Source organism: Dactylosporangium sucinum, assembly GCF_014647515.1.
In the GTDB taxonomy this organism is placed as follows: domain Bacteria; phylum Actinomycetota; class Actinomycetes; order Mycobacteriales; family Micromonosporaceae; genus Dactylosporangium; species Dactylosporangium sucinum.
In genome coordinates, this window is sequence record NZ_BMPI01000012.1 from 1 (window position 1) to 16,488 (window position 16,488).

At 70.8% G+C, this 16,488-nt stretch carries 15 protein-coding genes and 1 pseudogene; 8 read left to right on the forward strand and 8 right to left on the reverse strand.

Translation table 11 applies throughout. The annotated features are described in order from the left end of the window. Nucleotides 1-578: 578 nt before the first annotated feature. Nucleotides 579-2,147 carry a sigma-70 family RNA polymerase sigma factor gene (locus IEZ31_RS14185; protein WP_190250298.1) on the reverse strand — a complete coding sequence of 523 codons (1,569 nt, stop codon included), beginning with the start codon at nucleotides 2,145-2,147 and terminating at the stop codon, nucleotides 579-581. A gap of 469 nt (nucleotides 2,148-2,616) precedes the next feature. Between IEZ31_RS14185 and IEZ31_RS14190 the strand changes: the two genes are divergently transcribed. Together IEZ31_RS14190 and IEZ31_RS14195 are read left to right on the forward strand one after the other, a co-directional pair. Then, entirely contained in the window at nucleotides 2,617-3,252 is a 636-nt protein-coding gene (locus IEZ31_RS14190; RefSeq protein ID WP_190250299.1) for a hypothetical protein, read from the forward strand. Nucleotides 3,253-3,641: 389 nt separating this feature from the next. Next, nucleotides 3,642-4,199, forward strand: a complete 558-nt coding sequence (locus IEZ31_RS14195; RefSeq protein ID WP_190250300.1) for a peptidase inhibitor family I36 protein — start codon at nucleotides 3,642-3,644, stop codon at nucleotides 4,197-4,199. A 272-nt stretch (nucleotides 4,200-4,471) separates the two neighbouring features. On the opposite strand, the gene IEZ31_RS14200 is transcribed toward IEZ31_RS14195, so the two are convergent. Beyond that, nucleotides 4,472-5,728 carry an MFS transporter gene (locus IEZ31_RS14200; RefSeq protein WP_190250301.1) on the reverse strand — a complete coding sequence of 419 codons (1,257 nt, stop codon included), beginning with the start codon at nucleotides 5,726-5,728 and terminating at the stop codon, nucleotides 4,472-4,474. Nucleotides 5,729-5,858: 130 nt separating this feature from the next. Between IEZ31_RS14200 and IEZ31_RS14205 the strand changes: the two genes are divergently transcribed. Continuing rightward, the gene (locus IEZ31_RS14205; RefSeq protein WP_229834972.1) at nucleotides 5,859-6,329 is read left to right on the forward strand and encodes an Lrp/AsnC family transcriptional regulator; all 471 of its coding nucleotides are present in this window, start codon (nucleotides 5,859-5,861) and stop codon (nucleotides 6,327-6,329) included. Between the two features lie 155 nt (nucleotides 6,330-6,484). Here IEZ31_RS14205 and IEZ31_RS14210 read toward each other — a convergent pair whose 3' ends face one another. The 6 genes and pseudogenes from IEZ31_RS14210 to IEZ31_RS14235 all read right to left on the reverse strand — a co-directional run bounded on the left by IEZ31_RS14210 (nucleotide 6,485) and on the right by IEZ31_RS14235 (nucleotide 11,399). Then, complete coding sequence (locus IEZ31_RS14210) at nucleotides 6,485-7,741, reverse strand: DNRLRE domain-containing protein (protein WP_190250302.1); 1,257 nt, start codon at nucleotides 7,739-7,741, stop codon at nucleotides 6,485-6,487. Between the two features lie 230 nt (nucleotides 7,742-7,971). Continuing rightward, a pseudogene (locus IEZ31_RS14215) lies at nucleotides 7,972-8,461 on the reverse strand (response regulator). A 50-nt stretch (nucleotides 8,462-8,511) separates the two neighbouring features. Continuing rightward, nucleotides 8,512-8,679, reverse strand: coding sequence for an ATP-binding protein (locus tag IEZ31_RS14220; protein WP_190250303.1), 168 nt, complete (start codon nucleotides 8,677-8,679; stop codon nucleotides 8,512-8,514). A gap of 209 nt (nucleotides 8,680-8,888) precedes the next feature. Further along, nucleotides 8,889-9,404, reverse strand: coding sequence for a GAF domain-containing protein (locus IEZ31_RS14225; RefSeq protein ID WP_190250304.1), 516 nt, complete (start codon nucleotides 9,402-9,404; stop codon nucleotides 8,889-8,891). Between the two features lie 47 nt (nucleotides 9,405-9,451). After that, nucleotides 9,452-9,781 carry a hypothetical protein gene (locus tag IEZ31_RS14230; protein WP_190250305.1) on the reverse strand — a complete coding sequence of 110 codons (330 nt, stop codon included), beginning with the start codon at nucleotides 9,779-9,781 and terminating at the stop codon, nucleotides 9,452-9,454. Nucleotides 9,782-9,806: 25 nt separating this feature from the next. After that, nucleotides 9,807-11,399: a methyl-accepting chemotaxis protein gene (locus IEZ31_RS14235; RefSeq protein ID WP_190250306.1), complete on the reverse strand. Its 1,593-nt coding sequence runs from the start codon at nucleotides 11,397-11,399 to the stop codon at nucleotides 9,807-9,809. A 236-nt stretch (nucleotides 11,400-11,635) separates the two neighbouring features. On the opposite strand from IEZ31_RS14235, the gene IEZ31_RS14240 reads away from it, so the two are divergent. From IEZ31_RS14240 to IEZ31_RS14260, 5 genes are read left to right on the forward strand one after another with little or no spacing between them, the layout of a single operon-like run. Beyond that, nucleotides 11,636-12,970, forward strand: a complete 1,335-nt coding sequence (locus IEZ31_RS14240; protein ID WP_190250307.1) for an ABC transporter substrate-binding protein — start codon at nucleotides 11,636-11,638, stop codon at nucleotides 12,968-12,970. 3 nt (nucleotides 12,971-12,973) lie between these two features. Continuing rightward, entirely contained in the window at nucleotides 12,974-13,870 is an 897-nt protein-coding gene (locus IEZ31_RS14245) for a carbohydrate ABC transporter permease (RefSeq protein ID WP_190250308.1), read from the forward strand. Between the two features lies 1 nt (nucleotide 13,871). Beyond that, nucleotides 13,872-14,750, forward strand: a complete 879-nt coding sequence (locus IEZ31_RS14250) for a carbohydrate ABC transporter permease (protein WP_190250309.1) — start codon at nucleotides 13,872-13,874, stop codon at nucleotides 14,748-14,750. Further along, nucleotides 14,747-15,730, forward strand: a complete 984-nt coding sequence (locus IEZ31_RS14255) for a phosphotriesterase family protein (protein WP_190250310.1) — start codon at nucleotides 14,747-14,749, stop codon at nucleotides 15,728-15,730. The genes IEZ31_RS14250 and IEZ31_RS14255 overlap by 4 nt, the downstream gene beginning before the upstream one ends. After that, nucleotides 15,727-16,488, forward strand: a complete 762-nt coding sequence (locus IEZ31_RS14260; RefSeq protein WP_190250311.1) for an SDR family NAD(P)-dependent oxidoreductase — start codon at nucleotides 15,727-15,729, stop codon at nucleotides 16,486-16,488. Before IEZ31_RS14255 ends, IEZ31_RS14260 begins: the two co-directional genes overlap by 4 nt.

The following is a 16,488-nucleotide window of genomic DNA, read 5'->3' on the forward strand; positions in this document are numbered from 1 at the left end:
CCAGCTCATACCACGCACTGGTGTCCACCGTCGCCGCCGAAGCGGTCGTCACATTGATCGCGACCACCACCCCGGCGACGAGCGCGGTGGCGATCGAGGCGAGCAGGGCCGTCCGGGCGCCGCGACGGCGGGCCCGGGCGGGCGGGGATTTGGTACCGGCTTGCATGGGTTTCCCTTCCGGCCTGGAGGCTGCGCGCCGCTCGGGCCCGTCGACGGTCGAGCCCTGGCGTGTTAGCGCTAACAGATTCGTGCCGAATGGAGCGGGGAACGCTCACATCCAGGACCGCGAGATTGCCAGACCGTTTCGGAACGCGCAAGACCGAAGGGCGACCACCCCACGCGGCAAGCCGTTCCCACCCGGCCCGGTATTGGACTTTTCCCAGCTCAGCGCCATGTTGCCGAGCCCCACGATGCCGCAATGAATGCGATGTTATTTTCACGCCCACCGATCTGCGACCATTTTTTCGGCGACTCGTAACGCTTTTTTCCGCGCGAGTTCGACCCGGCAATTTCGGGTTATCCGCGGAGCCGTCGGGAGGTCGCCGATATCGCGGGCGCGCCGCGCTGGCGTGCCCCGGTCAGGCGAGCGGCGGCTGGAGGCGGAACGCGCTGTCGGCGCGGAACGCGGCCGTGCCGTCGGCCTGGTCCACCCACAGCTGGTCGTTCTGCCGGTGGATGAAGTGACCCCGGTAGTTCGCCGACTCCAGGAACACCTCGCCGCCGTCGGTGACCGTCGGGCAGAACGTGGCGTCGCCGCGGAACACGTGGCTGCCCTCGTCGGCGCTCAGCCTGAGCCGCCACGACTGGTGGCGCAGGTACTGCCCGTTGGCCGCCCGGAACGAGTAGCAGCTGCTGTCGGACAGGCCCGGCACCGCCTCGAACGTCGCCCGGCCGCGCTGGGTCGAACTCGTTGCGGCGACCAGGATGCCGAACTGCCCGTCGTTGCCCAGGTACCGTCCGGGGACGGCGACGGACTCGAAGGACACCGGCCCGAGGCGCAACGTCGGCGGCCGGCCCGACGGCGCGGCCGACGACGGCCGGCCGGCTGGCACCGTCGGCGACGGCAGGCTCGACGGTGCGGCCGCGGTGGGTGGCGAGCCGGCGCCGCTCGGCCAGGTCAGGGCGGCGACGGCGGTTCCGGCGACGATCGTCGCGGCGATGGTCGCCTTCGCGACGGGGAAGCCGGCCAGCCAGCCGGTCGTCGCGGCGGCGCCGCCCGCGGTGGTGGCAGCGGACGCGGCGAGCGGGCCGTGGCCGGAGGCCGTGGCGGTGGCAGCGGACGCCGCGAGCGGGGCGTGGCCGGTGGTCGCGGCGAGGCCGCCGGCGGTGGCGGAGGTCGCGGTGGACTGGCCGTGGCCGACCAGGGCGGCGGTGAGCGCCGCGGGCACCGGCAGCAGCGCGAACCCGGTCAGCAGCCGCTCGGTGTCGACCATCTCGTCGGCGCCCGCGCCACAGGTGGCGCAGGACCGGGTGTGCCGGGCGATCCGCTTGCGCCACAGCGGGCTCGGAATGCCGTCCCAGTCCGCGACGACGGTGTCCAGCCAGGGGCAGCGCGGCCGGACCTCGAGCGCCGCGACCAGAGCGCGGGCCTGCTCCAGCCGGTTGCGCATGCGCTGGAGCCGCACTCCGGCGTGCGGGACGCTCACCCGCAGCGCGGCGGCGAGCTCGGCGCGGCTGAGCTCTTCGCCGACCTCCAGCCACCACAGCGACCACAGCACCCGGTCGTCCGGGTCGAGCCAGGCGACCGCCTGCCCGACCTGCCGGCGCTGCCCGGCGAGTTCCAGGCGCAGCAGGGTGAGATCCTCGAAGTCGGCGGCGCGGGGTGCACCCGCAACGGTGTCCAGCGTGGCGTTGCGGCCCGCGGTGAGGCGCTCGTGCTGCAGGTAGGTCGCGGCCTGGCGGACGGCGATGGCGGCGATCCAGGCGCGGAAGCTGTCCGGCTCGCGCAGCGACGGCAGCTGACGCAGGGCGCGCAGCACGCTGTCCTGGACAACATCGTCGACGGCGGCCGGGTGCCCGGCGAGGGCACGGCGCACGATCGTGTACACCAGCGGCAGGTAGGCCGCCATGAGCTCTTCGATCGCCCGCCCGTCGCCGGCCTGCGCCGCGGCGACCAGTGTTGCCTTCCTCGCGCCCGTCCTGCCCATGTGCATCACCGATCCAAGGGACCTTGCCGTCCCACCAGGCGATCAGCATGCCAGGGCCAGTCCGGCAGCGCCACGCCGCGCGGGACCGGCGCTCAGCCGCGATGGCGTGTTAACGATCACATCGTCCCGCAATCCACATGAAACAGGCCTGCCGCATCGGATGTCAATACGTCGGTCGCCCGGGTCCGCCCGATACTCGGATGTGCGACTCGGCGACCCGGCTCCAGATAACACAATTTTCGGCAGGTTCACCGCCCGCGCATTTCCGCCGGCCTTCTCACGTCACCGCCGGACGGGCGCCGCGCTCGCGCGGACGACGAGGGTTATCTCGCACCGCCCGGCAAGCCGCGTCGAGAGGCGCGGCGACGAGGTGCGCGGATGTCCTCCTACTCCCCCAGCTACCCGGAAACCAACCGCCCGGCCGACCTGGACCGCGAACTGTTCGGCTGGGTGCAGGCCGGGTCCCCGCATGCTTGAATCGACCTTCATGAGCGGCTGGCTCAAGACGATCCCCGGGCGGGTGGTGAGCGCGGTCGGTCCGCTGCCGGCCGGTGCGGTGCTGGTCTGTGTGCCGGCGGTGCTGGTCAATTACGGGCCGATGCCGTTCGCCAGCGACTGGTTCGGAATCCTGTACTTCCCGCTGCGCTACGGCGCGGCGCTGTTCGCCGCGTTCCTGTCGTTCAAGTACCGGCCACCGTTCCTCAACCTCGTCATGTTCTGCGCCACGTTCCTCGGCCTGTTCGCGTTCCCGGCCGCCATCGAGGGCGCCGCCCTGCGGGAGCGCGGCCGGGTCACGGCCTGCGAGATCGTCGCCGTCCGCGAGCGCAACCAGGTCAATCCCGACGGGAACGGCAACATCGACGTCACCACCCACTACGACCACACGCTGCGCTGTGCGGACCCCCGCGTGACGGCGCTCACCACGACGATCAGTGCGTCCCGCGGGCACCGGGACGTGCTCTTCGACCCGACCGGCCGCACCGACCCGCGCTGGGCGAGCGACTCGATCGACCCGGCACTGCTGCTGTGGATCGGCGCCGGCGTCCTGGTGGCGTCCGCGGCGCACCGCCTCGCCGGCGAGTTCATCCCGGAGGCCGTCCAGTAGGTCACGTGCCGTCGCTCGACGCCGCTCGGGGCGGCCGTTGACGGCTGTCAGGCCGAGGTGTGCCCGCGGCGCCCCAGCAACGCCGGCGACGGGATCGGCCGGCCCTCAGGCCCGGTGCGGAAGCCGACCACCTGCCACGGGCATGGCCGGCCTCAACCCTTGGTGGACCGGGAAGATGGTCGCCGCCGCGCTGGTCATCCGCCGCATCGAGAACGATCGCACCACATGACAACGGTCAGCCGTCAGAACCCTTGCGCGGAATGGCTCATTGTTGCACGTACGCCATGGTTCCGTCCAGCATTGTCCGAACCTCGACAGATTGATGGACGCCAATTTCTACAAATCTTACGATCACCACGGCTCTACAAATGAGGAAGGAAAGTGCGCAGATGAACCTCGGACGAGTCATCCGTATCGTCACTGCCATGGGGACGGCGCTCATTGCCGCATCGGCCATGGCCGCAACGCCGGCTTCGGCATCGGCATCGAACAGTCCAGTGGCCGAGTCGTCCCTGCTGACCCGGCAGGCCCGCTCGGATGCAGAGTTGCGCGAGCAGATCGCGCTTCAGCTGAAGATTGCCCCGGGGGGCAAACAGACGAGCCGCAACGAGGTCTCGTATGACAACGGCAAGTTCGTAGTGACCTACGCTCTTCCTGGGACGCTCGCCATCACCGGCGCCGCCGACTGCCCGTCCGGCTGGTTCTGCTTCTACGAGGACATCAATTTCGGCTACCCGCGAGGCAAGCTCTCGGACTGCGGCACTCAATACCTCGGAGCCTACGGCTGGAACAACCGCACATCCTCGGTCCACAACAGCACTGACAGCACGATCTTCTACACCTCGCTGGGTGGGGAAACCCTCATCAGAAACTACGCTGGGGAGGCAATCGCCTGGGTCGGGGCCAACGCGAACGATAGGGCGCAGTACGTGAACCGCCAGTGCTGAACCCACTGAGCCATTCCGCGCACCGGCTCGATTGCCGGCCGCTGTGCTGCCTGCACGCGAACACCGCGTGGACGTGCTGACCGGTCTGCTGCCCGCTGAACGAGCCCACCGCGGAACCCGCGCCTTGCGGTGCCGTGACCAGGCGGTCCTGGTCACGGCACTGGTTTCTGGACGGGACCCGGAGGCGGCAACTCGCCCGGGACAACGATGTGATGGTCCGGCAACGCGACAAACCACAGCGGCAACATCCGGGGGCATGACATACGAGCTCCTCATCGGTGCCACGCCGTGGAGGTCATGTGCGCCCGCCTCGGTCCTGCTGGGGTTGGCGGGGCGAACCGGCCGCCGAGGTGGAGGCTGAGTGCGATGCCGATGGCAGAGCTGGCGCACGTCATCCACCAGGTGGACTGCCAGCCGCCGGCCTGGCTGGCCAGCCAGGCGGCGATGCCGGGACCGGCGAGGCTGCCGGCGTTGAAGAGTTGCTGGATCAGTCCGATGGCGGCCGGCGTGGAGCCGCCCTCCGGGGTCAGTTCCACGGCCGTGCGCAGCAGGGTGGCCGGTATCGCACCGCCGACGACGGAGAAGACGGCCACGCAGAGAAAACGCAGCGTCGTTCCCGCGGGCACCGCCGTCCAGTTGGCCGCGAAGGCCAGCACCGATGTGGCGGCCATGACCACAAAGGCGGGGATGAGCAGGGCACGGGCGGGGACGCCGCGCTGCAGTACCTTCGCGGTGACCACCGAGCCGATGGCGTTCACCCCGCCGACGGCCGCGGTGAGCACACCTGGGATGACGCCGGTCATCCCGCTGTCCTGGTAGATCGTCGGCAGGAACCCGACCACGGCCATCCACGACAGCGTGTAGCACGCGAACGCCAGACCGACGGTCCAGGGCCCGGGTGAGCGAACGGTTCGCGCGATCCGCGTCGTCGCCGTTGCCGGGCGAAGGGCGCGGCTGCGCTCGTCACGGGGGACGTAGGCGAGCACCAGGGGCAGCGGTGCCAGCGCGACCGCGGCCATGGCCCACCACCACACCCGCCACGGCAGCGCCTGCAGGATCACCGCGCTGGCCATGAGCCCCGCGAAGGCAGAGATGCCCTGATAGGCACCCCACAAGCCGATGGCCGCGTTGAGCCGCGGTCCGGGGGTGTGGCGGCGGATCAGCCCCGGGCCGGTCACCGCCACCATGATGAGACCGGCGCCCTCCACCGCCCGGAAGACGGTCAGCGAAGCCGCTGACCAGGCGAGGGCCCCGGTGGCCGATCCCAGGCACAACAGGATCAGTCCCGCGCTGAGGCAGCGTCGCTCACCGATCACCTCAGCCAGGAGGGACATGGCCAAGCCGCCGAGCATCCCCGCCAGCTGGACGACCCCGAGGAGCATTCCGGCCTGGAGCAGCGTGATGGACAGGTCGTCGCGCAGCAGGGGGATCGCGGACGGCAGTTTCCACACCTGCAGCCCGGCGCTGATCCCGGCGAGAACCACGATGATCCACGATCTGCTGATGCGCGACGCATGCGCCTTCACCACCGTGACGGCCTTCCTCGGAAAGTACGTGGTGACGCCAACCTCTCTCGACGGCAGGCATTCGCGCAACAGAGATCATTCGACATGCGATGGATGCTCAATCTGTCCAGAAACTTGTGTCAGAATGCTCAACATGACCAGCATCGACGCCCTCGACGCACGGGTCATCCTCGCCCTGGACGACGACCCGGACGCCACGATCCTCGCCCTCGCGCAGACCCTTGGTATCGCCCGCAACACCGTCCACGCCCGGCTACGACGATTGGCGGCCACCGGCGCGCTCAAACCGTTCAGCAGGCGCGTCGACCCCGCCGCCCTCGGCTACGGCCTCGTCGCCTTCATGTCACTGTCAGTACGGCAGGCCGAACCCGAGCAGACCCGCCGAGGGCTGCTCGCCCTCCCGGAAGTCATCGAAGCCCACCACACCACCGGCGACGCCGATCTCCTGGCCCACATCGTCGCGAAGGACACGACCGACCTGCACCGCATCACCAACGCCGTCCTCGCCATCGAAGGAGTCGACCGCACCAGCACGATCATCTCCCTGGGCGAGGTCATCCCCTACCGGCCTCGCGACCTTCTCCGCCGCCTGGCCGAAGGCTGACTCCACCCGGCCGGCGTCCCCATCGCTGTTCGAGAGCCCGCCGCCGCGCCTGCGCGCCCTCGACCTGCCGGCGAAGGCGGCGCTGCTCGGCAGCTTCCGCTACGCGCCCGAGAAGCTGGCCGAGCACCCCGCCCTCCGCCTCATGCGCTGACCGCTCAGGGCTCCAGCACCGCGAAGCCGTACTCGGCCCGTGGCGAGTGGTTCCCGGCCCGGTCGACGCTGTCGACGACGAGCACCACGTCACCCGCGACCGGCGGCGTGTAGGTGATCGTGGCGGTGCCGCCGGGCGCGTCGGCCGGCACGTACGCGTACGTGCCGGTCAGGATCGTGCCCCACATGAAGCCGGTGACCTCGGTGTCGCCGTTCGCGTCGAACGTGAAGGTGCCCGGGACGCCGGGCCCGCCGCTCGCCGTGCCCGCCGGATACGTCGCCGACGAGACCAGCGGCGCGTCGGCCGGGCCGACCCGGTCGAGCACGAGCAGGCAGGGCTCGCTCCAGGCCGAGGTGGCGCCGTGCCGGTCGGTGGCCTGGCCCGACAGCGCATAGGTCCCGTCGTCGGTGAGGATGCCGCCGGGCAGGATCGTGGTCGAGGTCCACGTGCCGTAGCCGAAGCCGCCGCCCCACTCGGTGCGCTGCGCCGGGTCGCCGACCGGCCAGGCCGCGAGCTGCAGCGTCGTCCCGTCGCCCACCATGGGCACCGGGTCGGGGTCGCTCACCTGGACCTGCACGAGCGGCTGGGTCCCGGTGACGAACAGCGGCCCGGCGCCGCAGGCCCGCCCGTCGATCCGGACGTTCGCCGGCACGTTCGGGGCGCGGTTGTACTGCACGCTGATGCCCGCGTTGGTGCCGAACGAGCGCCCGTACCGCTCGTCGCGCTCGTGGCCCTGAGGCACCCGCAGCTGGAGGCTGAGTGTCGTCCGCCCGGCCGCGAGCGCGGCCGTGACCTCGGCGGCGAGATCCCACGAGCCGCGGGTCCCGCAGCCCTGCCCGCCGTCGGTGGCGTCGACGAGCGCCTCGGCCGCCGGCGCGTGCGCCCACGTCGGCGCCGTGAAGGCCGCCGTGCGCCAGACCTCCACGGTGCGCGGCGTCGCGCAGTCGTTGGCGGCGAGCTCGGGCACGATCAGCGTCGCCTCGGAGATGGTCGCCCCGGCGAGCGCGGACAGGTCGAAGCTGTAGTAGGCCCGGGACCGGTGCACGACGTTCCCGGCGTCGCGCCACGCCCCGACCGGCACGGCGCCGGTCTGGCCGGCGTACGACTGCGCCGGGTGGCGGGCGTCGGTGTACGCCCAGGCAGCGACGGAGATGGCCAGCGGGTTGCCGGCCACGGCCGGACCGGCGGCGACCACCACCCCGCCCCCGGCGACGAGCGCGGTGACGACGGCGGACCCGGCCGCCTTGCGAACGGACCACATGCTGAGCGTTCCTCCCCCGTTGATCGATGATCTTCCCATCGAGGAAGATCACCGCGAGCCTAGCGGCGGGGTGGGTGGGCAAGATCCCCGCGCGGGAAAACTTCCACCAACTGCACATCTCGCGGAGCGGCCTTGCGCGGGGCGGCCTTGTGGGCAGGATCGGCGCATCGCGGTCCTGGCGGCCGCGACCCGGCCGACGCTGGTGGACACCGCGCCAGTTGCGCCGCGGGCTACGCCAGGCCGCTCTGGTGGGCGTAGATGACGGCGTGGATGCGGTCGCGCAGGCCGAGCTTGGCCAGGATCCGGCTCACGTGGGTCTTGACGGTGCCCTCTGAGGGGTGTGGTGTCGACGATGCGCGGGCCGGTGGCGACGAAGTGCTGGACCAGGCGGCGGGTGACGGTCGGGGCGGCGACGTTGTGCCCGCCGGCGACGGTGCGCACGGCCTGGAGCAGGTCGCCGTCGAGGGTGTCCTTGAGCAGGAAGCCGGCCGCGCCGGCGTGCAACCCGGCATACACGTACTCGTCGAGGTCGAACGTCGTCAGGATGATCACGTGGGGTGGCTCGCCGGACCGGTGGGTGGCCTCGATGCCGTCTATGCCGGGCATCCGCACGTCCATGAGGACCACGTCGGGCCGGGTGTCGGCGACGACGGTCAGGGCGTGCAGCCCGTCGGCCGCCTCGCCGACGACGGCGATGTCGTCGGTACCGTCGAGGATCATGTGGAAGCCGGCGCGGACGAGGACCTGGTCGTCGGCGATCACGACGCGGATCACGCGACCAGCCCCGGCGAAGCCGAGGCCGAAGCGGCGGCGGTCACCGGAAGGCGGGCCCACACCTCGAAGCCGCCGTCGGCCGGTCCGGCGCGCAGCTCGCCGCCCAGGACCTGGACCCGCTCCGTGAGCCCGCGCAGCCCGTTGCCCGGCGACGGTTGCGGCACTCGGCGGCCTGACCGGCACGCTGCTGGCCACCGCCGTGACGTACGCCGTGGCCGGCATGCGGGGCTGGCCGCCGCTGATACCGGCGGCCGGGGTGGGCGCGGGCCTGGCGGCGGCGCTCGTGATCGGCGTCGCGGCGGGGCTGTACCCGGCGGCGCGCGCCGCCCACCTCAACCCGACCGACGCCCTCCGAACCTCCTCACCGGCAGGCCTACCCGGGGGCGGCGAGGTCGTAGCGGCGGATGGTCTCCACGACCTCGTCGCCCACCCTGGTCAGCAGCGCGATGTCCGCGTCCGTGAAGGCGTGCGGCTCGTCGCTCATGACGCAGTGCGCGCCCAGGATGTGCCCCGACGGCAGGCGCAGCGGGACCCCGGCGTACGAGCGGACCAGGCCGGCCTGCACGAACGGGTTGTCCCCACGGACCGGGTCCTGGGTCAGGTCGTCGGCCACGAACGGTGCCTCGTCGACCACGACCTGAGGGCAGAACGCGAACTCGTTCGGGCCGCCGCCCAGGCCCTCCAGCTCCTGGCCGCCGTCGGAGGCGGCCAGGGTCGCGGTGGCGGTGTCGAGCACCGCCTGGACGGCCGCGATCGGCATGCCCACGCGGGCGGCGCTGTGTTGGCACAGGCCGTGCAGCTGCTCGCGCAGGTCCGGATTGAACAGGTCGAAGGCGGCCAGGCCGCGCATCCGATCCAGGTTGGCGATCTTCTCGCTGTGCTGGTGCATGGCTGCTCCCCCCGTGCAGTACGAAATCCTGCCGTTGGTGGTACCCCTTATCCGCCGCTCGGTACCGTGTCCGGCGCGTCCAGGCGGCGCTCGCGCTCGCGGATCAGGTCGTGCACGGAGGACAGGCGCACAAAGGTCGTCGCGCGGATGGCGAGGCTGCGCCCGCACAGCGCGGTCACCGGATCGGCGCCGAGCATCGCGGTGATGAGCCGCTCCAGCGCCGCCGGGTCGGTCTCGCGCCCGGTCAGCTGGGCCGCGCGCAGCAGGTCGGCCCACAGCCGGTCGGTGCCGGCACCGTAGAGCCGGCGCAGGGATTCCCGTGCCTCGGCGAGATCCGGGCGGGACATCTCGTAGGGCCCGCTGTTCACCACGGTCACTTGTGCCTCCGCAATCGCACGGTGATCAGTACGTGAACTTGGCGACCATGCCGTTGAGCCTGACCGCGAGTCCGGCCAGGTCATCGGCGGCGTGCTGGCTGGAACGAGCCGAGCTCGACGTGGCCGTGGTCACTTCGGCCACGGCGGAGAAGTTCGCCTGCACCTCGCCGGCGCCGCGGGCCGCGTCGCTGATCGAGCGGGTCATCTCGTTCGTGGTCGCCGACTGCTCCTCCACGGCGGCGGCGATGGTGTGGCTGAACTCGGTGAGCTGTCCGATCACCTCCTCGATGCGCTGCATCGCCGTGCTCGCGCCGTCGCTGCCGGCCTGGATGGCGCCGATCCGCTGGGTGATGTCCTCGGTGGCCCGGGCGGTCTCCTGGGCCAGGTCCTTGACCTCGCTCGCCACGACCGCGAAGCCCTTGCCCGCGTCGCCGGCCCGGGCCGCCTCGATGGTCGCGTTGAGCGCCAGCAGGTTGGTCTGCTCGGCGATCGAGGTGATGAGCCGCACCACCTCGCCGATCTGGGTGCTGGCCTGGCCGAGGGTGGTCAGCTGCTCGGTGGTGGTGCGGGCGATGTCCAGCGACCGGTTGGCCACGTCGGCGGCGCGGGAGGAGGTGGTGGCGATCTCCTGGATCGAGGCGGTCATCTGCTCCGCGCCGGCCGCCACCGACTGCACGTTGACGTGGACCTCGTCGGCGGCCCGCGCGGCCAGGGTGGCCTTGCCGGAGGCCTCGTCGGCGCCCTGGTTGAGGTCGCCGCTGACCTTCGACAGTTCGTCGGCGGCGGAGGACAGCGTTGCGGCGGTACCGGCGAGATCCCGCACGGTGGCGCGGACCGCCGCGATCGCGGTGTCCAGATCCTGCCCCATCCGGCCGAACTCGTCGCTCGAGGTGAGGTTCGTGGTGGTGGTCAGGTTGCCGGCGGCCAGCGCCGAGATGGCGTCGCGGACCCGGTTGACCCGCCGGCTCGTCTGCCGGGTGATCATGGTCCCGGCGGTCGTCATGCCGGCCAGCAGCACGAGCACGCCGACCACGATCGAGACCTTGGTTCGCTCCTCGGCCGACCTCGCGGCGGCGGCACGCACCGCGAGCAGGCTGGACTCCTCGTCGTACATCGCCGTGGTGAGCGTGCGGATCTGGTCCATCACGGTCTTGCCGGCGTTGGTGAGCACGACCTTCTGCGCCGCGTCGAAGCCCTGGGCCTGGCGCAGGTCGATGGTCTGCTTGAGCTCGTCGAGCTTCGAGGTCACCAGCGGGGCGAGCGAGTCGAGGCGCTGCTGCTGCTCGCTGTTGTCCGCGGTGAGCGATCGCAACGCCTGCTGCTGGGCGGCCAGATCCGTCAGGGCCTGGCTGTACGGCGCCAGGTAGGCGTCCTCGCCGGTGATGAGGTACCCGCGCTGCCCGGTCTCGGCGTCCTTGAGGCTGGCGTTGAGCGCCTCGATGCGGCCGAGCACCTGGTAGGTGTGCTGCACCATGCCGGTGTTCGCCACGAGGGAGTCCACGGACAGGTACGCCACCGAGCACACGGACCCGAAGACCAGCGCGATGCCGACGAAGATGACCGTCAGCTTGAGCCCGATGGTCGCTCTGGGCGCGGCGGTACTGGACATGCTCGTCATGGCGTCGGCGCTCCCTTGACACACGATCGCGGGCGTGGTGTTCAGCCGTCTCATCGGCCGTCATCCGATCAGCTGAGAAAACCGCCCAAATCTCTCTCGAGCCTTCTCGGGTTTCGGGTGTATCGCGCCCCGGGCGATCAAGTCGCCTCTTGCCTGCGCGTCGCTGACCTGGTACGAATGCTCAACTCAGAACTCAGGTTCATGTATATGAACCATCTGGCGGCCGGAGGGACCTCATGATCCATTCGTCGATCTCCCGTCGGAGCCTGCTGCGCGGCGCGCTCGCGGCGGGCCTGACCGTTCCCACGGCATCGCTGTTCGCTGCGTGCGGCGGTGCGGCAACCCCGAAGACCAACGAAGCCCGCGGCACGCTTGCGATGACCGCGTGGGAGGCATACCCCGACCAGATCCGCACCCTGCTGGCATCCTTCAAGGACCAGTCCGGCGTGGGCGTGGACCTGTCACTCATCCCCAACGTCGGCTACGGCCCGGCCCTGCAGACGCGGCTGCAGGGCGGCCAGGCGATCGACGCCTTCTACAACTTCGCCTACGCCTCGACCAAGTACGTCGACGCCGGCTGGGCCGGGACGCTCAACAAGTTCGCCGGCGTCGAGGACATGCTCAACGACATGTTCCCCGCGTCGGCGGCCCGGCACCGGCTCGCGGACGGCCGGATCATCAGTGTCCCGTACTTCTCCGCGGTGCACAGCCTCATGTACAACCAGAGCCACCTGCAGAAGAACGGCATCAGCGCACCTCCGACCACGAAGGAGGAGGTGTACGAGCAGTGCAAGAAGCTCAAGGCCGCCGGGGTGGCCAGCCCGTACGCGGGCTACTGGACCAAGCAGTTCCTGGAGGAGTACTTCCTGGTGTACCTGCTGGCCGACGGGATCACGCCGTTCGACGCCAAGGGCGCCCCGGTGTTCGCCGACGACGCCAAGACGCTCAGCGTCATGGAGTGGTGGAAGGCGATGTACCAGGAGGGGCTGACGTCCAAGGAGGTCCTCACCGCCGACCCCGGCGCGCACGTCACCGCGATGGCGCAGGGCAACTCCACGTTCTACACCCTGCACCACTACTTCCTGCAGATCATCCGCACGACGGAGGGTCCCGAGTCGAAGAACGTCACGATCTCGTACCGCCACCCCGGCATCACCGGCAAGACGCTGCAGATCGGTGAGGTCATCCAGATCGGGGCCACGGCCGGCGGCGCGCGGGCCGAGGACGCCTGGAAGCTGCTGAAGTTCTACGGCTGGAAGGACGAGGCCGGCAAGTACTCCACGTTCGCGTCCTGGGCCAAGGCGGCGGCGCTGCTCGGCCCGTACCCGGGGCTGTTCAAGGACAAGGACTTCCTGGCCGCGTTCCCCGACTACTACGACATGCCGAAGCTGGAGGACTCGTTCGCGAACCAGAGCGACGTCGTCCCCGCCCGGGTCGCGCCGTGGTACGCGTCGTTCCAGGTGAAGGTCGGCGACCGGCTCCAGGCGATGCTGCTGGGCCAGGCCGGCGTCAAGGACACCGTCGACGGGCTCGCCGCGGACGCCAAGAACCTCGCCGCCGCGGGCAGCTAGAGCATGGCCGCAAAATCGGTACGGGCCCGGGCCGACGCCCGGTTCGGGCTCGTCCTCGCCGCCCCGGCCCTCGTCTTCGTGCTCGGTCTGGTCGCCTGGCCGGCGATCCGCACGACGATCTACTCCCTGCAGAAGGTCACCTTCGCCGGGCAGGAGCGATGGGCCGGGCTGGCGAACTTCAAGACCCTGTTCGCCGACGAGCAGTTCCGGCACGCGCTCACCACGACGGTGCTCTACGCGGTCGGGTTCCTGCTCGTCTCCACGCTGCTCGGCCTCGCCTTCGCGCTGCTGCTCAACACCGGATTCCGCGGCCAGTGGCTGGCCCGCAGCCTGCTCATCGTCCCCTGGGCCTGCCCGTGGGTGATGGTCGGCATGATCTGGAAGTGGTTCGTCGACGGCGAGGTCGGCGCCCTCAACGGAGTCCTCGCCGTCTTCGGCCTGCATGCGGCACCGCTCTCGGACACCACCGGCGCGCTGATCGTCGCGATCCTCGCCGGCGCGTGGCGGCAGGCGTCGTTCACCGGGCTGCTGTTCCTGGCCGGGCTGCAGACGATCCCGCGCGAGCTGCCGGAGGCCGCGATGGTCGACGGCACCAACGCCTGGCAGCGGCTGCGGCACCTGACCCTGCCCTGGCTGCGGCCGGTCATCGTCGTCGTGGTCATCATCAACACGATCTTCGGGTTCATGCAGTTCGACACGATCTGGGCGCTGACCCAGGGCGGGCCGGGTGACGCCACCTCGGTGCTGTCGATCTACCTGTACCAGCAGCTGTTCGTCTACACGAACACCGGCCTCGGCTCGGCGACGGCCGTCGTCCTCGGCGGGATCGCCCTGGTGCTCGGGTTCGTGTTCGTGAAGCTGCTGTACCGCTCGAGCACGATCACCGAGGGGGTGGAGTGAGATGAGACGGTCACGGCTCGCCTCGACCGGGATCTACCTCGGGTTCGCGCTGTTCCTCGTCTGGATCCTGTTCCCGCTGTACTTCACCGTGCTGAGCAGCTTCATGGGTCCCGCGGAGATCGGCGCCAAGCCGTTCCACTGGTGGCCGCACGACCCCACCCTCGCGAACTACGTCGCCATCTTCACCGGCAACAGCGCGCCCTTCTCCACCGGGCAGGACGGCGGGATCGTCTCCAGCACCGACGCGGTCGCCCGGCTGATGCCGGCGATCGCCCGCAGCCTGTGGGTCGGCGTCGTCGTGGTCGCCAGCAACCTCGTCATCGCCGGCGCCGCCGGGTACGCGTTCTCGCGGTACCAGTTCCGCGGCTCGCGGATGGCGTACCTGCTGCTGCTCGCGTCCCGGGTGGTGCCGGCGATCGCGGTCGTGCTGCCGTTCTTCATCGCGTTCCGGCAGCTCGGGCTGCTCAACACGTCGCTGGCCCTGATCATCAGCTACAACGCGTTCACGCTGCCGCTGGCGATCTGGCTGCTCAAGACGTACTTCGACAGCGTGCCGAAGGAGCTCGAGGAGGCCGCCGAGGTCGACGGCGCGTCCCGGCTGCGCTGCCTGCTGGTGGTCGTCACCCCGATCGCCCGGCCCGGCCTGATCGCCGCCGGCCTGCTGGTCTTCCTGGAGGCCTGGAGCGAGTTCTTCTACTCGCTGGTGCTCACCAACGCCCTCACGGTGCCGCCGGTGGTGGCCGGCCTGCAGAACCTCCAGCAGTTCTCCTGGACGACGCTGGCCGCGGCCACCATGTTCACGGTCGTCCCGCCGGTGCTCATCGCCCTGGCGTTTCAGCGGTACATCGTCACAGGCCTCGCCGCAGGGAGTGTGAAATGAGCGAACGTCTGGCCGGGAAGGTCATGACCGTCCTCGGGCCGATCGAGCCCGAGGACATGGGCAACACCCTCACCCACGACCACGTCCTGGTCGACGGGTGGGGACTGCGCCAGCTGTACGAGGCGATCCTCGACGACGAGGAGATAGCCGTCGAGGAGGTCCGCCGGTTCGCGGCGGCCGGCGGCCGGACGATCTGCGACCCCACGAACATCGGCCTCAAGCGCGACCCGCAGGCGCTGCACCGGATCAGCGCGGCCACCGGCGTCAACATCGTCATGGGCGCCGGCTGGTACCGCGAGATCGTCTACCCCGGCTACATCACCACCGACAGCACCGACGCCCTCGCCGACCGCCTCGTCGCCGAGATCACCGACGGCGTCGACGGCAGCGGCATCCGCCCCGGCTTCATCGGCGAGATCGGCACCGAGCGCGGCCACATCACCCCGCACCAGGAGCGGGTGTTCCGCGCCGCCGGCCGGGCCCACCGCCGCACCGGCTGCCCGATCATGACCCACACCACCCACTGGGGCGAGCTGGCGCTCGAGCAGCTCGACCTGCTCGCCGAGGAGCGGGTCGACCCGTCCCACGTCGTCGTGTCGCACCTGGGCGACCGGCGCGGCGTCAAGTGGTGGCTGCCGATCGCCGAGCGCGGCGCCTGGCTCAACATCGACAACCTGGCCTTCGTGCAGGGCTACGCACCGCTGTCGTTCCGGGCCGACAACGTCGCCGAGCTGTGCGCCATGGGACTGGCCGGGCAGCTGATGCTGTCCAACGACATCTGCGAGCTGGGCCAGCTCGCCGCGTACGGCGGACCGGGCTACGCCAACGTGATCGAGAACTTCCTGCCCATGCTCCGCGACCGGGGAGTGTCCGAGGAGGACATCCACCGCATGACGGTCGACAACCCCGCCCGGGCGTTCGCGTACGCGGCAATGCCCACCACAGAACAGCCCGCCACAGAACCGGGAGAACAACCATGAGCAACACGGCAGTCGTCGTCGGCGCGGGCCGCGGCATCGGGCAGGCGATCGGCGAGGACCTCGCCCGGGCCTGCCCCGGCGACCGGCTGATCCTCGCCGACATCGACGCCGCCCTCGTCGAACGCGTTGCCGCGTCCCTGCAGGCCCAGGGCGTCGAGGCGATCGCCCGCCACGTCGACATCACCGACGAGAAGTCGGTGCAGGAGCTCGTCGACGAGACGTCGGACGCCGACCGGGTCGCGATCGCCGCCGGGGTGTTCGACAGCTCGCCGAGCCTGGAGGTCACCGTCGCCGACTTCGAACGCATCCTGCGGGTCAACACCATCGGCTGCTTCGACGTCGCCCGCCGCTACGCGGCCGGGATGGCCGCCCGGGGCGGCGGCTCGATCGTCGCCGTCGCCTCGGTCGCGGCCCGGATGCCCCGCATGCGCCAGGCCGTCTACTCCGCCTCCAAGGCGGCCCTGCGCCAGTCGCTGCGGGTCCTCGCCATGGAGGTCGCCGGCAGCGGTGTCCGGGTCAACACCGTCTCGCCCGGGCCGACGGACACGGAGATGATGCGGCAGCTCGCCAGCGACCACGCCACCGTCGACGACCTGGCCGACGGCAGCCTGCTGGCGTTCCGCCCGCGGATCCCGGCCGGCCGGGTCGCCCGCGGCAGCGACGTCGCCGCCGCGGTTCGGTTCCTGCTCTCCCCCGAGAGCTCCCACATCCTGCTGGGCGACATCGTCGTCGACGGCGGCGAACTGTTGGGCATGTGA